We start from the raw sequence: 22949 nt of genomic DNA on the forward strand, positions 1-22949 counted from the left end.
TCGGCGCCGGGTGTCAAAAATCCAGCCCCAGATCAACGGTCCGGTAGGAATGCGTCAACGCACCGGACGAGATGTAATCCACTCCGGTTGCCGCAATTTTCGCGACAGTCTCGCGGGTTACATTGCCCGAGGCTTCGGTCGTCAATCGACCCTGCACCAGCGCCACCGCCTCGGCCAGTTGGCTAGGTGTCATGTTGTCCAGCAACACAGCATCTGCGCCACCAACTTCGAGAACCTCCGCCAGCTGGTCCAGATGATCGACTTCGATCTCAACCTTCATCATGTGCGAGGCGCGGGCTTTCGTGGCCTCAAGCACTGCGCGTACACCGCCTGCGGCGGCGATGTGGTTGTCCTTGATCAGAATTGCATCGGACAGCGAAAAGCGATGGTTGAACCCGCCGCCATGTAACACCGCTTGCTTTTCAACCATTCGCAGTCCCGGCGTCGTCTTGCGGGTGCATGTGATACGCGCTTTTGTTCCGATGGTCTCGGCCACCAGACCAGAGGTCGCGGTTGCGATCCCACTGAGACGCCCAGCAAAGTTCAAGGCAACCCGCTCGGCCATCAGGATCGAGGTTGCATTGCCGTCGATTTCCATCAACGTTTCCCCACGCGCGCGACGCTGCCCGTCCTGCACAAGGTGGGTCACTTTCAGCGCGGGATCGACCAGCCGAAAAGCCATCGCGGCCAGCTTCATCCCCGAGACCACCGTATCCTCGCGCGCGTTCATTCGGGCGCGATAGGTCGCGCCGGGCGGGATCACCGTTTGCGAGGTGATGTCGCCATTTGCGCCCAAATCCTCCATCAGCGCCGAACGCACCAGAGGTTCCAGGATCAGGTCGGGAAGAGCGGGAACGGTCATGGGGCTTCCTTTGCGATTTTGTCGCGTATCTTGATGGCATCTTGCAGTGTCAGCATGGACCGCTGGCCCGGCTCATGCCTGGTCTGTGGAAAATCGGACCGGTAATGCGCACCTCGGCTTTCCTTACGCAAAAGCGCCGCAGCCGCGATCAGGGTGGCCGTCGCGGTCATGTTGAGAAAGGACGGTGACCCGGCGTTATCAGCTTCGAGCGCCGCGATGCCACGTAGGGCTTCACGCAGTCCAGCACCGTCACGCACCACGCCAACAAATCGAGTCATCAAATTCCGCAGCTTGTCGACCGTATCCGCCTGGTTTCCGTCCACCCCTTTTGGAAGCGCCAGTTCAAGTGTCGGCGCATCACTCGCAGGCACCTCGGCGGCGATATCCAGCGCACAGGCGCGGGCAAAGACCAGTGCCTCCAGCAGGCCATTTGAAGCCAACCGATTGGCCCCGTGCAGCCCGGTCGAGGCCGCCTCGCCACAAACCCACAACCCACGCAGAGAGCTGCGACCCGACATATCCGTGGCCACACCACCCATGTGGTAGTGCGCAGCGGCCACCACTGGAATCGTTTGCGAAACGGGATCAATACCATTGCGGCGGCAGGCCTCGGTCACGGCAGGAAACTGTTCAGCAATCTCAGACCCAAGCGCTGTACGCGTATCGAGCGCCGGGCGCCGGTCAGCCTCGGATTGCAGGTAAACGGCACGGGCGACGATATCGCGCGGTGCCAATTCCGCATCCGGATGCAGCTCCGGCATGAATCGGTGCCCTGTTTTAACAACAAGAACCGCGCCGTCGCCGCGCAACGCCTCGGTCGCCAGCGGTGCCGGGTCCTCACCCGCGTCAATAGCGGTCGGATGAAACTGCACAAACTCGGCGTCTGCAATCTGCGCGCCTGCGCGGGCTGCCATGCCGATCCCCTGCCCCCGAATCCGGGCCGGGTTTGTCGTTCGGGCATACAGCCCGGCAGAACCGCCCGCAGCAAGCACATGTGCTGCACCGCGCAGCAGCAGCGGTTGCGCATCCGGCGCGTCCGCCCGGGTAAGGTAGACCCCACTGACCCGCGATCCATCGCTTTCAAGTCCAATGGCCTGCGCGCCTTCGATGACTTGGATCGATGGCGTCCGGCGCACCGCCGCGATCAGCGCACGCATGATTTCAGTCCCGGCCTGATCGCCCTTGACCCGCACAACGCGCGCGGCCGAGTGCGCAGCCTCGCGGGACTGGACAAAGCCCCCATCGGCGGTGCGGTCGAATCCTGTGCCAAGATCAGACAGATCAAGAACGTGATCCGGCGCGGCTTGGGTCACAAACTCGGCCACATCGCGAAGCACAACCCCTGCACCTGCGCGCATCGTGTCATCCGCGTGTGCTTCGGCGCTGTCCGCAGGATCCATGGCGGCGGCAACCCCGCCCTGCGCCCAGGCCGAACTTGCACCCGAGCCAAGCGGTTCCGGCGAAAGGATGGCAACCGGGCGCGGTGCCAGTTTCAACGCCGCGTACACCGCAGCCAGACCGGCACCGATGATAACCACACGTGAGGTGGTGACGGTTTGCATTGCCCCGATCAGAGGCCCAGCTTGCGTGACAGGTCGATCATGCGCTGAACCGACAGGCGCGCCTTGTCTGCGATCTCCGCATCGACCTCGACCTGACCGGTCATTGTATCCAGCGCAAACAGCACTTTCTCAAGCGTGATCTTCTTCATGTAGGGACACATGTTGCAGGGGCCGACAAACTCGACCTCGGGCAGCTCGTCGGCAATGTTGGATGCCATCGAGCATTCTGTGATCAGCAGCGCCTTTTCGGGCTTTTCATCCGTGACGTATTTGATGATCCCGCTGGTGGAGCCCGAGAAATCGGCCTCGGCCACCACATCCGGTGGGCATTCGGGATGCGCGATCAATCGGGTGCCTGGATTCCATTCACGGAAATCACGCAGATCGCTGGCGCTGTACTGCTCATGCACGATGCATGAGCCTTCCCACCAAACCACGTTTTTCTGCGGCACATCGCGCGCGACATTCTGTGCCAGATACTGATCCGGCGTCATGATAACCGTGTCGCTGTCCTGCGCAGCGACGATTTGCGCTGCATTGGATGAGGTGCAACAGATATCAGAGGCCGCTTTGACCTCGGCTGTGGTGTTCACATATGAGACGACCGGCGCGCCCGGATAGCGGCGGCGCATCTCTTCTATCCCGTCGGCCGTGATCGATTCCGCCAGCGAACACCCGGCTTCCATATCCGGCATCAACACGGTTTTTTCGGGACTTAGAATCTTGGATGTCTCGGCCATGAAATGAACGCCGCATTGCACGATCACATCCGCCTCGACCTCGGTCGCCTTGATGGCTAGTTGCAGGCTATCGCCACCGAAATCGGATATGCCGTGGTAAATCTCGGGCGTCATGTAGTTGTGGCCCAGAATGACCGCGTTGCGCTGAACCTTCAGATCGTTGATTGCCTTGATGTAGGGCGCATAGATCGCCCAGTCCATCGGCGAGACCACACGCGACATGCGGTCGTAGAGACCGCTCATGCTTGCCGCCAACTCGGGCGATGGGGTCAGATCGTATTTCTCGGAAAGATGCGCACGCTGCGCCGGTAGGTCGAACACGGGATTGTTTTCTGCCTGATGAACACGTGGCGCCTTTAATATTGAGTTTGTTTCGGAATGGCCACCACCGGGACCAGAACGATATTCCGAATTAGCAATTTGTCGCAGAATGTTCTGACTGAACCGATCCCGACGAGGACGCGAGATCGGAACCAATTGTCATTGTTTGGCCATTGATCAATCAATTGAGTTGCGACTTTGTTCGGGCCTTTCAGTCAATTTGTCGAAAAATGGTTCTGGATAGACGAAAAATGTATCGATCTGGCAACTATGCCCCGGCTACGCTCACGCGACCCGGATGAGCACTGAACGACCCCGCAAACCCCGGAGTATTGGCCTATCTCTGGGCCAGCCAGACCTCAAATGTCGATCGAAGGAGAGCAACATGCCCCTCGCAATGAACCGTGACGTATTCATCACTTGCGCCATAACCGGCTCGGGCGGCACTCAGGACAAATCCCCGCATGTGCCACGATCGCCCGAGCAGATCGCGAATTCTGCAATCGATGCGGCCAAGGCTGGTGCGGCCGTTGTTCACTGCCACGTGCGCGATCCTGAAACCGGCGCGCCCGCGCGCGATCCGGGCCTCTATCGCGAGGTCACCGACCGTATCCGCGATGCCGAGGTCGATATGGTTCTGAACCTGACCGCAGGTATGGGAGGGGACATGGTATTCGGCTCGACCGAAAATCCGCTGCCGGTCAACGAAGCAGGGACCGACATGGTCGGAGCGACCGAGAGGATGGCCCATATCGCAGAATGCCTGCCCGAAATCTGCACCCTGGACTGCGGCACCATGAACTTTGCCGAAGCCGATTATGTCATGACCAACACCCCCGGGATGCTGCGGGCGATGGGTCAGATGATGACCGACCTGGGTGTCAAGCCCGAGATCGAAGCCTTTGACACCGGACATCTGTGGTTTGCCAAGCAACTGGTGAACGAGGGGATTCTGGAACCCAACGCATTGGTTCAATTGTGCATGGGCGTGCCATGGGGGGCGCCGAACGACATCAACACCTTCATGGCGATGGTCAACAACGTCCCATCCGACTGGACCTGGTCGGCCTTCGCGCTGGGTCGAGATCAAATGCCCTATGTTGCGCAGTCAATTCTGGCTGGCGGCAATGTCCGCGTTGGCCTGGAGGATAACCTGTTTCTGGAAAAGGGTGTACTGGCAACGAACGCGCAACTGGTCGAGCGCGCGGTGACAATAGTCGAGAACATGGGCGCCAAGATCATCGGACCCGAGGCGGTGCGCGAAAAACTGGGCCTGACAAAACGCGCGCCTGTCGTCAGATGAACCAGCGCGTTCTTGTCACGGCAGGCGCGTCCGGTATCGGACGTGCCATCGCCGAACGGTTCCTGCGGGACGGCGCGCGCATCGCAATCTGCGATGCTGACCCTTCTGCGGTTGATGACTTTGCCACGGCGCATCCCAAAGCGATCGCAGCCGTGGCTGACGTGACCTCCGAGAAGGATATGGACGCCTTTCTGAATGCGGTCGAGGCTGAATGGGGCGGTGTCGACGTGGTCTGCGCCAATGCCGGAACCGGCGGCCCTGCCGGAGCGATCGAGGATCTGCGTTACGATGACTGGCAACACTGCATCGCCACCAACCTGCATGGATCCTATCTGACCTGTCGCTGGGCAGCACGCGTGATGAAGGCGCAGAAAGGCGGTCTTATCACGATGACCTCCTCAACCGCGGGCATCATGGGATACCCCATGCGTTCACCCTATGCTGCGGCAAAGTGGGCTGTCATTGGCATGACCAAGACGCTGGCGATGGAACTTGGCCCCCATGGGGTCCGCGTCAACGCAATCTGCCCGGGCGCGGTCGAGGGCGACAGGATGGAGCGTGTGCTGGCCAACGAAGCGGTGGCCCACGGTGAATCCATAGACACAATGCGGGCTGCTTATGTGACCGGAGTATCCATGAAGACATGGGTCACCGCCCAGGACGTCGCGAACAGCATTCATTTCCTTGCCTCGGACGCAGGCAACAAGATTTCCGGACAGATTTTGTCCATTGATGGCCATACGGAGACCCTTGCCCCATGACACAGAAAGCAACCATCTTCGGCGGCGGCGTCATCGGCGGCGGCTGGGCTGCCCGGTTCCTGCTGAACGGGTGGAACGTATCAGTCTTTGATCCCGACCCTGAAGCGGAACGCAAGATCGGCGAGGTATTGGCCAACGCCCGACGCGCCCTGCCCGCGCTTTACGACAAGGCATTGCCTGCCGAAGGCACTCTGACCTTTCATGACGATGTGGGCGAGGCACTGGCAGGGGCTGCGTGGGTTCAAGAAAGCGTTCCCGAACGTCTGGACCTCAAGCACAAGATCCACGCCCAGATCAACGATCTGGCCCCGGCCGATGCAATTATCGGCTCATCGACCTCGGGTTTCAAACCCTCTGAACTGAACGAAAAGGGTGGCCGCGTGGTCGTTGCGCACCCTTTCAACCCGGTCTATCTGCTGCCGTTGATCGAACTGGTGGGTGATGCTGATACCTGCGCCAAGGCGTCAGATATTCTGCGGTCGATCGGTATGTACCCTCTGTTCGTCCGCAAAGAGATCGACGCGCATATTGCGGACCGTTTCCTCGAGGCGGTCTGGCGCGAGGCCCTGTGGCTGGTCAAGGACGGCATTGCCACGACGGAAGAGATCGACGAAGCAATCCGCATGGGCTTTGGCATCCGGTGGGCGCAGATGGGTCTGTTCGAGACCTACCGGATCGCTGGCGGCGAGGCCGGGATGAAGCACTTCATGGCGCAGTTCGGACCCGCGCTGGAGTGGCCCTGGACCAAGCTGATGGATGTGCCCGAATTCACCGACGAATTGGTCGACCTGATCGCCGGCCAGTCGGATGCGCAATCCGGTCACATGTCCATCCGCGAGCTTGAACGCCTGCGCGACGACAACCTGATCGGCATGATGCGCGCGCTGAAGAAGACCGACAGCGGCGCCGGCAGTGTTCTGAATGCTCACGAAGCCACCTTCCCTGACCCGGAAGGCCACGACCTGCCAATAACTGTCGATCGCGTAATCCCGCAAAGCTGGACAGACTATAATGGCCACATGAATGAGGCTCATTATGTTGAAGTTTCGGCCCAAGCGACCGACCAGTTCATGGTGATGATCGGTGCGGATGCCGATTATGTGGCAGCTGGCAACAGCTATTTCACGGTCGAGAATTTTGTGCAGTATCAGTCAGAACTGCATGCCGGTGACCGTCTTACGGTAACCACTCAGGTCTTGCGCGGTGACGGCAAGATCATGCACCTGTTCCACCGGCTGCACGGACAAAATGGAGAGGTAGCCGCGACAGTCGAGACGCTGCTGCTGCACATGGATCTGAACGCGCGCAAAACCTCTCTTCCATCCGAGGATGTTGCCACCAAGCTTGCAGCCCACGCACAAAGCCACGCCGAACTGCCGTTGCCAGAGGGCGCAGGGCGGTACGTTGGGCAAAGAGGTTGACCCCAGTCTAACCCGGCCAGATTGGGCGATTGGCGTCTTCTTTCGATATCGATGGAAGACGCCGGCCCGGAACATTCGCGTTCGGAAGCGTTTTTCCCACTTTCGATGGGTTTTCTTCGAAAAATCCACCTACTCCTGTTGCGAAACCCGATTGGGCGTGCGCATCCTTCTGAAAAAGTCGGGCGAACTCTTCCAGTATCACAATGAACAACACAAAGACGCGTTCTTCCAAATCCCTGGCAAATGAACGCTGCAAAGCAGAAGGCTGGGATTTTACGCAGGTATTCAGATACCAGTTTCGCGCCGCACAATCGCCGGCGTCGCTGGATCCAACATGGTGCGACAAACAGCTTGGCGGCTGGTTCATCGAACATTGTCCGATGCTGCCAAGCTGTCGATTGATGGATCAGAACGGCAATCTGTTCGGGTACGTTTTTGGCATTGCGATTTCGCCGGAAGGCACGTGTTTGGGCGAAAAAGCAGAGTTGGGCCCAGACAATACGCTGGACCAATGGATCGAGGATTTGGCAGGGCGGTTTGTGATCCTTACGGCGCATACCGGCGATCTGCGTGTCTACGGCGATCCCTCGGGCAACCTACCGGTTGTCTACAACACAAACACCAAAGTCGTTGCATCCAGCGTCGCCCTTGCCGTGTCAGGCGAGCTTGATCCACCACCTGGCTACGACCTCGAAAAGGTCGAGGCGCGTAAGCAGTTCCTGCTGTTTGGCGACACCAGCGACCAGAATGTCACAAGACTGACCCCCAACCACTATCTGGACCTGGCCGACGTCACTCAGCACCGGTTCTGGCCCCACGAACACACCGAGTTCGAGAACCTTCGGGACGACGAAGAGGCGCTGTTCGAGCAAGCCTCAGCACGCATGACGCGCAATGTCGCAGCCCTGGCCGAGACCTATGATTGCGCCCTTCCGATAACTGCCGGCAGAGACTCTCGCATCATATTGGGCAGCGCCATTCCGGTGCTCGACAAGATCAAGAGCTTTTACTGCTACGACCTGAACTGGTCGACAAAGATCGACTCGGAACTCGGTCGAATTCTGGCCGAATACCTCAGCGTTCCGTTTCTGGTGCTTACGCGGCAATCCCCGCGCATCCAAAACATCATGACGGATGAGGAGTTTGATGCCGAATACCAAAGATCCCTGCTGCGCACAGGATGGTGCTACGGCTTGCGTCAGGCCTGGATTCGGTTTGTAGCCGCCTCGCCCCGGGTCGATGTTGTATTGCGCGGCACCGGCGTTGAGATGACCCGCGCCAACAAGTGGCGGCGCGGCGTCGTGCGCATGCCAATAAATGCGACGACCGGAGTCGTTGCGCTGCGCAGACAATGGCCCGATGCAACGCGAACCAAAGAGGAGGCAAGCATCTATGACCAGCTGGTCGCCCGGTATCAGGCCTGGATGGACACGCTGCCGTTGCAAGCAAGAACCCGCCTCTATGACCTGGCACATATCGAACTCTGGTTACCGTCCTCTCAAACGCTCGAATTCACGGCATTTGTCGACGGCTTTGTCGTCAACCCATTCAATGATCGGCGCCTGATCCAACTGACGGCAGCCGTTCGGCCCAGATCGCGGCTTAGAAATGGCCTCGTTCGCAGTATGGTCTCTTACCATGACCTTGGTCTTGGCGACTTTCCCTACCATGGCGAATATACCAAGCTTCGCAGGAAAGCCCGAGCGCGCTAGCCGCATAAACCACTCCCGTGGAAGACTGACAAAACTCGCATTTTGGTATCCCACGTTAAGCCCTAAACGCGTTGACTCTGAATGCATCATAAATGCCGCTAGTATTAATAATCAGCTTCTTGTGATTGCCGATCATGTAGTAGTTGAACCCAGGGCCTGGGTCTCTACAATGACAGCGTCATGTTCGGCAGCGAACTTCATTTCGTTGGTTGCGCCAACGTCCTGACCCAGCTGGCATTGGCAGAAGACGCAACCTGGCAGAGCCCTTGGGCCGGTTTTTTTGATCCTAAAGCGCCGGTTGGAACCAAGCTTCATCACATTGTTGGAACGACAACGTTTCCAACGCTCGAATTGGACCCTCGGGCACATATCTGGCTCTAGAAATTTCGGCAGCGCCCTCAAGCGCAGCGTGCGAGAAACCGGAGGATCTGGCTTTCCAAAAGAAAACGCGCCGCCTTTTTCAAGACGGCGCGCTGATTGTTCGCATCAGGTTTATTCGGCCGCTTGCGCCGATGCTGCGTGTTTGTCTCGCTGACTGTCGCGATACAGCGCCTTGGCAAGCGAGACCATCATCAGGCCCATGACCATGGTGAACGGCAAAGCGCCGATGATCATCGCGTTCCGCAATGCGTCCATCGGGTTGTTTTCACCCGCCGCCAGGATCAGGGCTCCGATCACGGCGGTCAGGATCACACCCCAGATGATGCGATGCTTGATGCCGGTCTCCTGGCTTCCGCCGGACATGATGGTGTTCATCACCAGAATGCCCGAGTCTGCAGACGTCACCAGGAAGGTCATGATCAGGATCACGCACATGACGTTCAGCATGGACAGCAGCCCACCGTCGATCATGTAGGACAGCGTCACGAACAGTTTGTTGGTGTTCGATGCCCCGATGATCGCGCCTTCTGCGGCGCCTGCCAGCTCAAGATCAATCGCGGTGCCGCCCAGAACAGTCATCCAGGCAAAGCACACCAGCGCCGGTGCGAATACGCAGCCCAGGATGAACTCGCGGACCGTACGACCCTTGGAGATGCGCGCCAGGAACAGGCCAACAAAGGGCGAGAACGCAATCCACCAGGCCCAGTAGAAGGTCGTCCAACCGGCCTGCCAGCCAAACTGGCGACCCTGCTCACCGGCTGCGTAAGCTGCCGCCAGAGTTGCTTCGTCCAGTTCGGCCGCTGCGCCCTCCAGACCACTCTTGAAGCCGTCAAAGCTGCCCCAGGCGTTGGTCGCGCCGCCCATCAGGTCGGCGGCATGCGCCTGCGCCTCTGCCGGCAGAGCCGCTGCAAAGGCTTCCGCCGAAAGCGGGCCATAGGCGCCAAAGCTGAGCGAAAGGAAGTGCAGGATATAGTCGACCATCGCCGAGCCGTAGGTGGTCATGGCAAAGACGAACGAACCGAAGATGATGAACGTACCGAGCAGGATGATCGACAGCACAAGGTTCAGGTTCGACAGGTATTTGACGCCGCGGCCAACACCCGAAACAGCCGAGATGATAGACAGCCCCATGATGACGACCAGACCCGAGATCAGGCCAACCTTGCTGGGTGTCGGAACCTCTCCGCCCAGATTCATGACCCATTCCATGCCCGTGATGGCATAGACACCGTCAATGAACTGGCTGACGCCATATCCGATGGTGACCGAAACACCCAGGATCGTGGCCACAACACCGAGCACATCGACCAGATGGCCAAGGAAGCCATTCATCAGGCGACCGAACAGCGGTGTAAGAGCCGCGCGAATGGTCAGAGGCATGTCGCGTGTATAGGCATAGTAAGCCAGCGACAGACCGGTCACCACATAGATGGCCCAGGCATGGAAACCGTAGTGCAGGTATGTATACCGATAGGCTGACTGGATCGCTTCGGGCTGATTGCCCGGAACGTCTCCGGCAACCACAACCGGGTTCGATCCCCACAAGCCCAGTGGCTCAGCGGTCGCAAAGACCATCAGGCCAACGCCCAAACCGGCTCCGAACATCATTGAGAACCACGAGAAATTCGAAAACTCTGGCTTCTCTCCCGGTGTACCCATGATCCGCTTGCCGGTGGACGGGATCAGCGCCACGATTGCGAGAAAGAAGAAGAACAGGCCGACAATGACCACATAGAAGCTGTTGAAGCTTTCCAGAAGTTTGCTGTTCAGGCTGCCCAGCGTGCCATTGGCGTTGGCCGGGAAAACAAGTGCCCATAGCACGAGGGCGACCATGATTGATTTACTGATCAGCGCGATGGGAACGCTGTAGTTCTCGTAGAAACCGGCGTCCGCCGTTTCTATCTCGAGATCAGTGAAGGGTTCGGGTACCGACATATTGTTCCTCCGTGTCGATTATATTCTTTGTTTTTGGCTGCCAGCGCAGCGAGTTCATTTTGTTTGCGTCCAGGGGTCGAGACGTTCCACAGTTCGTATGACGTTTCCGCGTACGTAAGTGGTGTTTCGTGACAATCTCCGATTAAGCAGCCTGTTTTCAGGCGTTTCCCATTAAGCGGTTCCGGGTCACGACGACATCGTACGATACACGTCGTGCCCTTCAGTTTTGGCTCGGCAAAAGCGCCCGTGGCGACAGCTTGAGCACTTGGTTTCTTGGTCTGCCTCACTACAGATTAAGCAACACTTGCGTTCGGTCAGAACCGACACATTCGTCAATTTTGACGACATAAGTCGAAACATAACGGTCAAACGCAGCTTCAAGCTATATTTATGAGGTGCACAACGACAAAAAAACTAAAACTCAGATGAATCAGCCTAAACCGAAGACATGCGATCCCCAACAAATACGTGTGGACCGTCTACATTCCGAAGGTGAATGGATCATTTAACTTCGGCACGGTTCGCCACCTCTCTGCACAAGGATATTGCGTCTGCCCGAGAAGACTTTATTGCCGGTATAAGCACTGTAGAACTGGTTCTGGAACCGCCCGGGGGTCACGGATGAAGATACGTAAGATCGAACTGTTCGAAGTCGCGTTGCCCTATGCGGGCGGAACCTACCAGTTGTCCGGCGGGCGCGCATATCACAGCTTTGACGCAGCGATCGTGCGGATCGAGACCGATACCGGTTTGGAGGGCTGGGGCGAAAGCACCCCGTTCGGATCAACCTATATCGCTGCGCATGCGCGCGGGGTCCGCGCCGGCATCGAAGAGATCGCACCGCATCTGATAGGTCGTGACCCGCGCCAGGTCGATCGCATCAATGACACGATGGACGAGGCGCTGGTTGGTCACAATCACGCCAAGACCGCGTTGGATATCGCCTGCTGGGACGTGTTCGGTAAGGCGGTGAATATGCCGGTTTGCGAATTGCTTGGCGGTGCGACCGGAAATCGCCTGCCGACAATCTCGTCAATTTACGCCGGTGATCCCGAGGATATGCGCCAGCGTGTCGCCGAACACCGCGCGATGGGATACCTTGGTCACTCGATCAAGGTGGGCGCGCTGGATTCCGAAGGTGGGCCTGCGTTGGATGCCGACCGGATCGCGACCGCGCTGGCCGACCGGCAACCGGGGGAGTATTTCATTGTCGACGCCAATGGTGGCATGATGCCCGAAACCGCGCTGCGCATGCTTCGACTGCTGCCCGACGGGCTGGACTTTGTACTTGAGGCACCGTGCGCCTCTTGGCGCGAGACATTGTCTCTGCGCAAACGCTGCAATGTGCCCATCATCATCGATGAATTGGCGCAGCAGGATCAGGATATCACTCAGATCGTGTCCCAGGACATCGCGGACGGGATCGGACTGAAGATCTCAAAGGCAGGTGGCCTGACCCGGGGACGTCGCCATCGCGACATCTGCCGTTCTGCGGGTCTGACAATCAGCGTTCAGGATACGGTTGGCTCTGCCATTGCCTTTGCCGGAATCGTGCATCTTGGTGCTACGGTGCCCGAACGCTATCTGCGCTGCATTCTGGATTGCCGGGACATGGTGACACTGAAAACGGCGGCATTTGATGCACCGGTAAAGGATGGCGGCGTTCTGCCTCCGACTGCACCGGGGCTTGGGATCACGGTCGACCGTTCGGTATTGGGCGACCCTATTGCGTCGTGGTGAGGCCGTATCTCGACCTACCCGATCTTGTTCCTTTGCAGATGCGGCGTGACGCCAAAGCTGGTTCGGTAGACGCGTGAGAAATGGCCCGGGTTCTTGAACCCACAGGCCAGCGCCACCTCGGTCACCGAAGCCTCGGTCTGCAACAGCAGTTTGCGCGCGCGATCCAGACGCATCTCCATGAAATACTTCTTGGGAGAAGCGTTTAGGTATTTGCCGAACAACCGCTCTAACTGCCGGGTTGAAATTCCGATTTCCTCGGCAATTTCCGATGGCGAGACCGGTGCCTCGATACTGCGTTCCATAAGCTGGATCGCATTGGCCAGATGGGCATTGCGCATCCCGCTTCGCGATTGGATCGACACCCTCTGTTCTGCAGTGGAATTGCGAACAGCGTTGTACACCATCTGATCCGAGATCGACACGGCAAGATCGGAACCGTGATCCTGTTCGATCAGATGCAGCATCAGATCGGCGGTGGCGGTGCCGCCAGAAGCTGTGATGAACTTGCCTTCAACGGTGAATACGCTTCGTACAAGATTGACCTCGGGAAACGCCTCCATAAAGCTGTCGTGATATTCCCAGTGTATCGCCGCCTCGGACCCGTCCAGAAAGCCGGCCTCGGCAAGCAGCCACGCGCCAGAGCATAAAGCTCCGATCCGGGTTCCCATCGCGCGTTGCCGTCTGAGGGTAGCCAACAAGGTACGCGAGGCGTGCGCCTGCATGTTTATGCCCGACAGAACGAATATCCGGTCGCATTTCGGGATTGTTGAAATACCGCCATCAACAACGGTCTTCGTCCCGTTCGAGCAAGTCGCCGTTTCCCCGTCCTCGGACAAGATCGACCATTCATACAGCTCTTCACCGGCCACAAGGTTCGCGATCCGCAGCGGTTCGACCGCACAGGAAAACGCCAGGTGCGAGAACTCTTCAATGAGCAAAAAGACAAAATGCTGGGGCTTGGGCATGGCGTCCTTCGTTTCTTGTCGCAACATCTGCGGGGGCAAACCCCGCTCTCTTTTCAGCTCGAACAGGCCCGTTTTTGTTGCTTTGCAGGCGGGGAACGAGGCAGCTGTCTTGTTTGGTGTAGTTTGCTACGATCCAGGGGGTGACAGGCCTGGAAGAGCTGCCACCCGCTGGTTTATTTCTGTGTCGAAACAGCGCCCATGTCAATTTTGACCCATGTCGCCACAGAGTGCATTCGGGCTGGTTGATCGAAGGTCATTAGCTGCAACGATGCGATCTCCGTCAGTGCCGCATGCCGCCGCGCATTCAATATCCATCAAGGCCGTTCCTTTGGTATCCGCGCTTGAACAGCTTGCGGTTTTTTCTGTACACATTTTGTATTTTATTTTAATACATCCGAAAGACAATATGGTTGCAAGGCAAAAATGACCGCCTTTCCGGTCGAATCGCGCGGATGCAACTGCGGAGATTGGAATGAAAGACGCATCCAAACGTAAGAAAACAGAACTGTATGAGTACCTGAGAGCCGCCATCATGACGCTGACGCTGCGACCGGGCGCTGATCTGGACGAATCCAGTCTGTCGGAAGAGTTCGAACTGTCCCGTACGCCGCTGCGCGAGGTTCTGCGCCAGCTGGCAGGGGAAGGCTATGTCGATTTGCGGGAAAATCGCGGAGCGCGGGTCAGTGAAATGTCGCACATGACCCTGCGGGATTTCTTTCTTGCCGCGCCAATGATGTATGGCGCTGTGTTGCAATTGGCAGCCAAACACGCGACCGAACCGCAAATCGCCGAGTTGAAACAGGCGCAGATGACTTTCAAAGCCGCCTTGCGCAGCGGCTCGGGCGCCGAACGCGCAATGGCCAACAACCGGTTTCACGAAATCACGGGCGAGATGGCGGATAACATCTACCTTGCCCCGTCTTTTCAGCGACTGCTGATCGATCACGCCCGCATCGGGATGACATTTTATCGCCCGCAGGATCACCAGATGGTGGAAAGCCTGAGTGAAGCCAGCGCACAGCATGACGCCATTATCGCCGCTATCGAAGCAGGTGACGACGTAGCCGCAGCGCAACTGGCAATAGATCATTGGAACCTGTCGCGTGACAGGATCGAGCTGTTTGTCATGCCCGCCGGGTTGGACATGCCGCTGGGTTCTGTGGAGCGCAAAACCCCTGCATGAGGACTTAGATGACACCCCTGTTCAAATTCGAAGGGATATACACCCCTGTGGTGACCCCCTTTCACGAGGACGGCAGCGTAAACTGGGACGCATTGTCGGATGTGATCGAATATCTGATCGAAAATGGCGTGCACGGCCTGATATCGGGCGGATCGACCGGTGAAAACTATGCCCAACCCGTCGCCGAACGGCTTGAGGTGGCAAAGTTCACCCATGAACGCCTCAAGGGCCGTTTGCCGCTTGTTGTCGGTACCGGCGCAATGATGACACCGGACTCGGTTGCGTTGGCTGCTGGCGCGCGCGAGATCGGCGCGGATGCGATTCTGCTGGCCAGCCCGGCCTATTCGGTGCCAACCGACCGGGAAAACGCGCTGAATGCTCTGGCAATCGACAAAGCGGCAGACTTGCCGGTGATGTTGTACAACTATCCGCACCGTACTGGCACCATGATGGGGGAAGAGTTCCTTGACCGCGTCGGACGCAGCCGCAACTTCTGCGGCATCAAGGAAAGCTCGGGTGATATCAACCGGGTGCACCTGCTGGCGCGGGACTATCCGCATATCCAACTTGGCTGCGGTATGGACGATCAGGCGCTGGAATTCTTTGCCTGGGGTGCGCCGTTCTGGGTTTGCGGCGGATCGAACTTCTTACCGACGGAACACGTGGCGCTGTACAATGCTTGTGTCGTCGAAGGGAATTTCGACAAGGGTCGCCGGATCATGAGCGCGATGCTGCCGTTGATGCGCGTGCTGGAACAGGGCGGCAAGTTCATCCAGACCATCAAGCATGGCGTAACCATAAACGGGATCGACGCGGGCGCGATGCGCGCGCCGCTGAAGGGTTTGAACAAAGATGACAAACGCGCGCTGGAACAGGTCATGCGCGTTCTGAAACGCAAAATCGCCGATATCGTGGCCGAGGGGTAAGAGACATGGATCTGCTGACACAGGACGAATACAAATCCATCGCTTCAGGGCTGACCCTGCCCAACAATGCCTTCATCAATGGCGGGTTCCGCCCGGCGATCTCCGGCAAGACCTTTACCAGCACCAACCCGGCGACCGGAGAGACTATGACGGAAATCGCCGCTTGCGGCGCCGAAGATGTCGACTTTGCCGTCGAAAAGGCGCGCGAAGCGTTTGACGATGGTCGCTGGTCGAAACTGCACCCGTCCGAACGCAAGGATGTTCTGATCCGTCTCTGCAAACTGATGACGCGTAACGCACGTGAGCTGGCGGTGATGGAAAGCATCGACAGCGGCAAGACCATCTACGACTGCGAAACCGTAGATGTGCCCGAAACCATCCACTGCCTGAAATGGCATGCCGAGGCGGTCGACAAGATATACGATCAGGTCAGCCCTGCCAGCGATGACCACATCGCCATGGTCGTGCGCGAACCGATCGGCGTGGTAGGCTTGGTGTTGCCTTGGAACTTCCCGCTGCTGATGCTGGCGTGGAAGATCGGTCCGGCTTTGGCCGCAGGCTGTTCGCTGGTCATCAAGCCCGCCGCTGAAACTACGCTGACCGCGCTGCGCGTGGCCGAACTGGCGATGGAGGCGGGTATTCCGGCAGGCGTTCTCAATGTCGTTCCCGGTGGCGGCGCTGATGTCGGTGAGCCGATTGGCCGACACATGGATATCGACATGGTGTCCTTTACCGGATCGACCGTCACTGGCAAGAAATTCCTGACCTATTCGGCAGAGTCGAACGCCAAAGAGATCGTGCTGGAAATGGGTGGCAAGAACCCCGCCATCGTCATGGACGATGCCGAGAACCTGGATCGCGTCGCCCAGCATCTGGTAAATGGCGCGTTCTGGAACATGGGCGAGAATTGCTCGGCCAGCTCGCGCCTGATCGTGCACAAGGACGTCAAGGCAGAGTTGCTGGAGCGCATCGCGCATCATACCAAACAGTGGAATGTCGGCGACCCGCTGGACCCGGAAACCCGCATGGGCGCGCTTGTGTCCGCGGCGCATTTTGCCAAGGTCTGCTCCTATCTCGACAAGGCCGAGAACGTGGTGATCGGTGGCAAGGCAGAGGACGGATTTGTCGAGGCGACGGTTGTGGAAGTTGCCGACAATTCGACCGAACTGGCGCAGGAGGAAATCTTTGGCCCGATCCTGTCGGTGATCGAAATCTCGGGCTTTGACGAGGCTATCGCGGTTGGCAACGACACAGACTATGGTCTTTGCGCGTCACTCTTTACTTCCAACGCCAAACGCGCCATCCGCGGCGCCCGCGCGCTGCGGGCGGGTACCGTGACGGTCAACAGCTTTGGCGAGGGCGATATCTCGACCCCGTTTGGTGGCTACAAGCAATCAGGCTTTGGCGGACGCGACAACTCGGTCCATGCGCATGATCAATACACTCAGTTGAAAACCATCTGGATCGATTTGGCTGACGACGCTGACGAGGCGGTTGAGTGAGCCGATATGACGCCAAACGTCTCCCTCGGCAAACCGGTGCAGCGGGGTGGAATGCAATCTTGCCGCCCCAGACCGGCCTGCCCGAGCTGACCGAGGATCACACCGCCGATGTCACCATCATCGGCGGTGGGTTTGCCGGGCTCAGCGCGGCGCAGCGCCTTACGCAGCTAGACCCAAGCCTGAAGGTCACTGTGCTCGAGGCAGGGCGGTTTGCCGAAGGCTCTGCCGGACGCAATTCGGGGTTCATGATCGACCTGCCACATGATCTGGCCTCGGAAAACTACGCCGGGGACGGGCTGGAAGCGGATCGGGCCGCTATTGCGCTGAACCGCAAGGCAATCGGTTTTGCATCCGAGGTCGCGGAGCTTTGTAAATTGCCGCAGGACATGTTCGACCCTTGTGGAAAGTTCAACGCCGCCGCGACCCGGGCGGGCGATCGGCACAACCGCGCATTCGCAACCCATCTCGATCAACTGGGCGAACCGTATACGTTGTATGACCAGCAACAGATGCAGGACATCACCGGGAGCCCGCACTATACCTCGGGCCTCTATGCACCGGGCACCGTGATGATCCAGCCCGCAGCCTATATCCGGGCGCTGTCGCAGCGGTTGGCCGAAACGATCGGCGTCTACGAAAACTCACCCGCAACCGGCTTTGAACGGCAAGGTAGCAGCTGGGTCGTCAAAACGCCCAAAGCCAAGGTGACAACCGGGCGCATCGCGCTGGCCAATAATGGTCATCTCGAGAGCTTTGGATTCTATCAAAGACGGCTGATGCATATCTGTCTCTATGCTTCGATGACGGAACCGCTGACTCCGGAACAGATCAAAACACTGGGTGGTCAGACGCGCTGGGCCGTGACGCCGGCCAACCCGATGGGAACGTCGGTCCGACGCATTTCGGGCAGCTATGGGGATCGCATTCTGATCCGCACTTGCTCCAGCTTTCATCCGACAATCGAAACCAGCCCCATGCGCCTGCGCAACGCCGGGTGGGTGCATGACCGCAAGTTCCGTGAAAGGTTTCCGCATCTGCCGGACGTGCGCATGGAACACCGTTGGGCGGGCATGCTGTGCCTCAGTCGCAACGGGTCCGCCGCGTTTGGCGAGTTGGACGACGGGGTATTTTCGGCCTGTTGCCAGAACGGGCTCGGCATCGCGCGCGGCACGTTACAGGGTATGGGTGTTGCCGAATTGATCACGCAAGGCGGATCCAAGATTGCCGATCACTTTCTGGCTCAACCGAGGCCGTCTCGACTACCACCGGAACCGTTCGCCGCGCTTGGGGCGAACAGCTATCTGATCTGGAAAGAATGGCGGTCGGGCAAGGAATAAGCCCGCCCGTTACGGCAGGCTGAGTTTGGCCATACGGCCACCGTCGACCGTATAGATCTGACCGGTGATAAAGCCCGCTTCTTCTGCTGCAAGAAACGCGACGAGCGCGGCCACTTCTTCAGGCGCGCCCGTACGCGCGACGGGGTGGATGCGGCTGATTTCGCTGCGGAATCTCTCGGGATCCGGCATAGATTCGACAAAATCTACGTTCAGTTCGGTATCGATCCAACCCGGCGCCACCGCGTTGCAGCGGATACCCTCAGCGCCGTGATCCACAGCCACAGCGCGGGTTAACCCGTGCAGCCCGGCCTTGGAGGCGCAATAGGCGGCATGTCCGGGATTGCTGCCCAACCCCTCGATCGAGCCGGTATTGACAATACTGCCTCGGGTTGCACGCAGATGCGGCAGCGCCGCTTTGATCATCAGGAACGGGGCGGTCAGATTGACCATTATGGTACGCTGCCAATCCTCAAGGCTCATGTCCTCGACCGAAGCCTCCTGCATCATTCCGGCGTTGTTCACCAGCACGTGCAATTGACCGGCTTTGCCGATCAGTTCGTCCATCACCCGGTCCGGGCAAAGGGGATCGGTGAAATCGGCAGCGATGCTCTCGAACACGGTATCCGCGCCGCGCTGCGCGGTGAACACCCGCGCGCCTTCCTGTTGTAGACGCGTTGCTATGGCCTTTCCGATGCCGCTGCGCCCGCCAGTGACAAGCGCCACCTTGCCTTCGAACCGGTTCATGACACAGGCTTCCCTCCGTTAACCTCGATCAGCGCTCCGCACATGTAGCGTGACGCGTCCGAGACGAGAAACATGATGACATCTGCAATATCTTCGGGTTCGGCGATACGCCCCAGAGGAACTGTCTGACCCAATTCGGCGACGGCGGTATCGGGATCAAAACCGCGCTTGGCAAAACCTGAACGCAACATTGGCGTGTTCACCTCGTTCGGGCAAACCGCATTGATGCGGATACCCTGATGGGCGTGGTCCATACCCATACATTGTGTCAGCGAGGCGATGGCCGCTTTGGTCATACAGTAGACCGCATGATTGGGTCCCGGGCGCAATCCCCAGCAGGACGCCGTGTTGACGATCGCACCGCCGCCCGTCTCGGCCATGATCGGGATCGCCGCGCGGCAGATGCGGAACGGTGCCTCGACATTCACGCCCAGCGACAGCGACCAGTCGTCATCCGAGGTTGCCGTGACAGCACCGCGGGTGATGATACCGGCGTTATTGACGACGATATCCAACGCGCCCAGCGCGTGGGCCGCAGCCGCGGGCAATCCATCAGCATAAGCTGGGTCCAGCAAATCACCGGGCAGATGCGCGTCGGCCTTGAGGCCATCCACGGTACGATCCGCCACGGCCACCTGTGCCCCAGCGTCGCGCAGACGCGCCACCAGTGATGCACCGATACCTCCGGCCGCACCGGTTACAAGCGCCGCCTTTCCCGTCAGGTCCATGTAATCTTCCCCCGCCTTCAGAACGACGCGACCGGCTCACCAAACCGGTCCTCGTCAGGGACGATGCCCAGCCCCGGACCGGTGGGCAATTCGATATGCCCATCTTTGATCTGGATACCGTTTTCCGGGTCGTAGTTGGTTTCAATGTATGGAGCCGCCAGCCAAACACCTTCCAGCAGGTCAGGCCGGACGGTTGCGCCCATGTGCGTACACGCGGCCGCGATGATGTCGCCACCCCAACTGTCGTCGCAGGTATGCGGCAGGTTTCGCGCTTCGCAAATCTCGCGGAAGGTACACATGTGCTGCAACCCGCCGATACGGGTGACTTTCATGCCAAAGCCGTCCACCAAGCCGGTGCCCGCTGCAGAGATCACCGTATTCAGGCTGGTGCTGTTTTCATCCATGTAGATCGCGTGACTGACCTGAGGTCTGATCTTCTGCAAATCTTCGATCGTGTTGCAGGGTTGTTCCATGATGAACGGAATCTCAGGACACTCCCGGCTGACACGCAGCGCATCGCGTGTGGTCCAACCCCGATTGCCATCGACCGCAAGACGCATGCCCGAGCCTTTGATCACCTCCCAGACCTTGCGAATGGTTTCGATGTCCAGTTCAACCGGACGCCCGCCTACTTTGACTTGCAGGCGCGGATACCCTTCTGCCAGCTTCTCGCCTGCCAAGCGTGCAATATCGTCGGGTGCGCCAACACCCGTCGCGTAATAGGACGGCACCTTGTTCGTGTTGGAGCCGCCCAAAAGATCGCAAACCGGAACTCCTAGATGTTTGCCCAGCAGATCATGCACCGCGATGTCGATACTGGCCTTGGCGTAGTTGTGACCGTTCAGCAGCCCCTCCATCCTGCGGTGCAGGGTCAGCGGCAACACCTCAGACCCGATCAATCCTGGCGCCATCTCGGCCAGCGCCGCGCGCGCGCCTTTCGCATGAGCCTCGGCATAGGTCGGGCCAACGGGACAGACCTCACCCCAGCCAACAAGCCCGTTGTCGGCAACCAGCTTTATCAGGGTCGTATCCAGTGCCCAGACCTGCGCATTGGCCATTGTGTAGGGGCCGTTTTTGACAGGCAGATCATGCTGGTAGATGTGGATCTCGGATATTCTCATCGAAATTCCCGTCATTTGTTTAGGACTGAACCGCAGGGCCCACAGAACCCTGCGGTCAAATGAACACTGCGACCAGATTGAGTGGTGCGCAATATCGGGTAGACCTTTTCAGTAGCTTTGGTTCAACTCGTCGGCTGCCGGAATCTCCCGTTCACGGCGCGCGATATAGTCCAGAAGCTCTTCGTTCTTGGCTTCGTCCAGTTTCGGCTCCTGATATTCGGCCAGCAGTTTCCTGGCGTGTTTCAATGCACGTTCGGTAATTTCGACGCTGCCTTCGGCCTGCCATTGCTCGATCGAGTTATTGTCGAACAGCTCGGGCATGAAGAACGCTGTCTGGAAGTTGTCCTGGGTATGCGGGTGGCCCAGATAGTGTCCGCCCGGCCCAACATCCGGAACTGCCGCAACGGCCTGATCGAAATCATCCCATTTCGGTCCTTCGGCCATGCGATAGGCCATGGCACATTGTTCTGCGTCGACGATGAACTTCGCAACCGAGCAGTGCATACCAGCCTCGTTCCACCCTGCCGAATGCCAAATGTAATTGGCCCCCGCGTGAAGAACTGCGCTGAGCGTCGTTGCGGATTCATACCCCGCCTGCGCGTCAAACGTCTTGGCTCCGCCCAACGTGTTCGAGGTGCGCCACGGTACATCATAATACCGCGCCATCTGCCCGATCATGAAGTTCATCAGGCTGATTTCGGGCGTGCCCGCCATCGGCGCGCCGGACTTCATCGACACGGTCGACAGGTAATGTCCCCATATCGCGGGCGACCCCTTGCGGATCACCTGCGTATAGGCCAGTGCCGACAGCGCCTCGGCGGTCAGCTGCGCCACCGTGGCGGGCACCGACGCCGGGGTGTTTGCGCCGCCCAGAACAAAGGGCGAGCACAGAACCGGCTGATTACGGCGGCAGAAGGCACGCATCGCGCCCAGCATCGTCTCGTCCCAGACAAGCGGGCTGTTGCCGTTGCAGTTGCCGGTGGTGACAGGGTGGTCGTCAATAAAATCCGCCCCAAACAGGATATCGCACATGTCCATGACGTCCTCTGCGTTCTTGGGCGAGGTGGTCATGCCCATGAACATCTTGTCGGAGTACTTCATCGACGAATATGTAATGCGCAGGTGCCGCTGACTGATCGGGTGATCGTAGGGTTCGACGATATGGTGGGCCGAACTGTGCATAGCTGGCATCATGTGGCTCAGCTTGTGGAACATCGCCAGATCTTCGAGCAGCGGATTGCGGCGCACATCGTCCAGATCGCGCAGATACGGCGCACCGGTCATCGGCACGAACACCGAGTGCTTCCCGCCCAGCTTGAGGTTATTGGCCGGGTTGCGCGCATGATAGGTAAACTGGGCCGGGATGGTCGCGATCAGTTCGCGCACCATGTTGCGATCCAGATAGACCAATTCGCCCACGACCTTGGCGCCGGCTTTCTTCCAGTCTTCCAACGCGATGGGGTCGCGAAACTGAACACCAACATTTTCCAGAATGTCCATGGCCGCGGCGTCGATGCGTTCAACCTGGCTGCCATCCATCACCTCACATTCGGGAATGCTGCGGGTCAGGCCGGGTAGCATCTGAAAGTTCGGCGCCGTACGTATTGCACGGCGCGCCGAGCGCCCTCCAGAGCGCGAAGCAGTTCGAATATTCATCTGGCGTATCTCCAATCTCAATCATTTATTGAGAGATTCGACAGCTGCC

18 protein-coding genes are annotated in these 22949 nt (G+C 58.7%); 9 read left to right on the top strand and 9 right to left on the bottom strand.

Annotation, left to right across the window (positions count from 1 at the left end; genetic code table 11):
* Positions 1 to 13: 13 nt before the first annotated feature.
* Genes nadC through nadA form a run of 3 tightly spaced genes read right to left on the bottom strand, consistent with a single transcriptional unit; the run spans position 14 to position 3485 of the window.
* Positions 14 to 862, bottom strand: a complete 849-nt coding sequence (gene nadC / locus ACR0JA_RS20535) for a carboxylating nicotinate-nucleotide diphosphorylase (protein WP_480579121.1) — start codon at positions 860 to 862, stop codon at positions 14 to 16.
* Entirely contained in the window at positions 859 to 2424 is a 1566-nt protein-coding gene (locus ACR0JA_RS20540; protein WP_480579125.1) for an L-aspartate oxidase, read from the bottom strand. Before ACR0JA_RS20540 ends, nadC begins: the two co-directional genes overlap by 4 nt.
* 8 nt (positions 2425 to 2432) lie before the next feature.
* Positions 2433 to 3485, bottom strand: a complete 1053-nt coding sequence (gene nadA, locus ACR0JA_RS20545; RefSeq protein WP_480579128.1) for a quinolinate synthase NadA — start codon at positions 3483 to 3485, stop codon at positions 2433 to 2435.
* Positions 3486 to 3870: 385 nt separating this feature from the next.
* On the opposite strand from nadA, the gene bcoG reads away from it, so the two are divergent.
* The 4 genes from bcoG (at position 3871) to ACR0JA_RS20565 (ending at position 8682) form a co-directional block, all read left to right on the top strand.
* Positions 3871 to 4788: a 3-dehydrocarnitine:acetyl-CoA trimethylamine transferase BcoG gene (gene bcoG / locus ACR0JA_RS20550; protein ID WP_480579130.1), complete on the top strand. Its 918-nt coding sequence runs from the start codon at positions 3871 to 3873 to the stop codon at positions 4786 to 4788.
* Positions 4785 to 5549 (top strand): SDR family oxidoreductase, encoded by a 765-nt coding sequence (locus ACR0JA_RS20555; protein WP_480579133.1) that lies wholly within the window; start codon positions 4785 to 4787, stop codon positions 5547 to 5549. The genes bcoG and ACR0JA_RS20555 overlap by 4 nt, the downstream gene beginning before the upstream one ends.
* Complete coding sequence (locus ACR0JA_RS20560) at positions 5546 to 6970, top strand: carnitine 3-dehydrogenase (RefSeq protein WP_480579136.1); 1425 nt, start codon at positions 5546 to 5548, stop codon at positions 6968 to 6970. Before ACR0JA_RS20555 ends, ACR0JA_RS20560 begins: the two co-directional genes overlap by 4 nt.
* Before the next feature lie 203 nt (positions 6971 to 7173).
* Positions 7174 to 8682: a hypothetical protein gene (locus tag ACR0JA_RS20565; protein ID WP_480579139.1), complete on the top strand. Its 1509-nt coding sequence runs from the start codon at positions 7174 to 7176 to the stop codon at positions 8680 to 8682.
* A 492-nt stretch (positions 8683 to 9174) separates the two neighbouring features.
* Here ACR0JA_RS20565 and ACR0JA_RS20570 read toward each other — a convergent pair whose 3' ends face one another.
* The gene (locus tag ACR0JA_RS20570; protein WP_480579141.1) at positions 9175 to 10998 is read right to left on the bottom strand and encodes a BCCT family transporter; all 1824 of its coding nucleotides are present in this window, start codon (positions 10996 to 10998) and stop codon (positions 9175 to 9177) included.
* A 621-nt stretch (positions 10999 to 11619) separates the two neighbouring features.
* On the opposite strand from ACR0JA_RS20570, the gene ACR0JA_RS20575 reads away from it, so the two are divergent.
* Positions 11620 to 12738, top strand: coding sequence for a mandelate racemase/muconate lactonizing enzyme family protein (locus ACR0JA_RS20575; RefSeq protein WP_480579144.1), 1119 nt, complete (start codon positions 11620 to 11622; stop codon positions 12736 to 12738).
* A gap of 14 nt (positions 12739 to 12752) precedes the next feature.
* Here ACR0JA_RS20575 and ACR0JA_RS20580 read toward each other — a convergent pair whose 3' ends face one another.
* Complete coding sequence (locus ACR0JA_RS20580; RefSeq protein WP_480579147.1) at positions 12753 to 13703, bottom strand: GlxA family transcriptional regulator; 951 nt, start codon at positions 13701 to 13703, stop codon at positions 12753 to 12755.
* Positions 13704 to 14175: 472 nt separating this feature from the next.
* On the opposite strand from ACR0JA_RS20580, the gene ACR0JA_RS20585 reads away from it, so the two are divergent.
* The 4 genes from ACR0JA_RS20585 to ACR0JA_RS20600 are packed head-to-tail and all read left to right on the top strand — an operon-like array spanning position 14176 to position 18651.
* The gene (locus ACR0JA_RS20585; protein ID WP_480579150.1) at positions 14176 to 14886 is read left to right on the top strand and encodes a GntR family transcriptional regulator; all 711 of its coding nucleotides are present in this window, start codon (positions 14176 to 14178) and stop codon (positions 14884 to 14886) included.
* An 8-nt stretch (positions 14887 to 14894) separates the two neighbouring features.
* Positions 14895 to 15812 carry a dihydrodipicolinate synthase family protein gene (locus ACR0JA_RS20590; protein ID WP_480579153.1) on the top strand — a complete coding sequence of 306 codons (918 nt, stop codon included), beginning with the start codon at positions 14895 to 14897 and terminating at the stop codon, positions 15810 to 15812.
* 5 nt (positions 15813 to 15817) lie between these two features.
* Positions 15818 to 17314 (top strand): aldehyde dehydrogenase, encoded by a 1497-nt coding sequence (locus ACR0JA_RS20595; protein WP_480579156.1) that lies wholly within the window; start codon positions 15818 to 15820, stop codon positions 17312 to 17314.
* Entirely contained in the window at positions 17311 to 18651 is a 1341-nt protein-coding gene (locus ACR0JA_RS20600; protein WP_480579158.1) for an NAD(P)/FAD-dependent oxidoreductase, read from the top strand. Before ACR0JA_RS20595 ends, ACR0JA_RS20600 begins: the two co-directional genes overlap by 4 nt.
* 9 nt (positions 18652 to 18660) lie before the next feature.
* Here the strand turns inward: ACR0JA_RS20600 and ACR0JA_RS20605 are convergent, their stop codons facing one another.
* From ACR0JA_RS20605 to ACR0JA_RS20620, 4 genes are all read right to left on the bottom strand, one after another.
* Positions 18661 to 19395, bottom strand: coding sequence for an SDR family NAD(P)-dependent oxidoreductase (locus ACR0JA_RS20605; protein WP_480579161.1), 735 nt, complete (start codon positions 19393 to 19395; stop codon positions 18661 to 18663).
* Positions 19392 to 20123, bottom strand: a complete 732-nt coding sequence (locus ACR0JA_RS20610; RefSeq protein WP_480579164.1) for an SDR family NAD(P)-dependent oxidoreductase — start codon at positions 20121 to 20123, stop codon at positions 19392 to 19394. The genes ACR0JA_RS20605 and ACR0JA_RS20610 overlap by 4 nt, the downstream gene beginning before the upstream one ends.
* Positions 20124 to 20140: 17 nt before the next feature.
* Positions 20141 to 21244 (bottom strand): mandelate racemase/muconate lactonizing enzyme family protein, encoded by a 1104-nt coding sequence (locus ACR0JA_RS20615; protein WP_480579167.1) that lies wholly within the window; start codon positions 21242 to 21244, stop codon positions 20141 to 20143.
* A 108-nt stretch (positions 21245 to 21352) separates the two neighbouring features.
* Positions 21353 to 22900: a trimethylamine methyltransferase family protein gene (locus ACR0JA_RS20620; RefSeq protein WP_480579170.1), complete on the bottom strand. Its 1548-nt coding sequence runs from the start codon at positions 22898 to 22900 to the stop codon at positions 21353 to 21355.
* Between the last annotated feature and the right edge of the window lie 49 nt (positions 22901 to 22949).

It is taken from the genome of Ruegeria sp. AM4 (assembly GCF_056540665.1).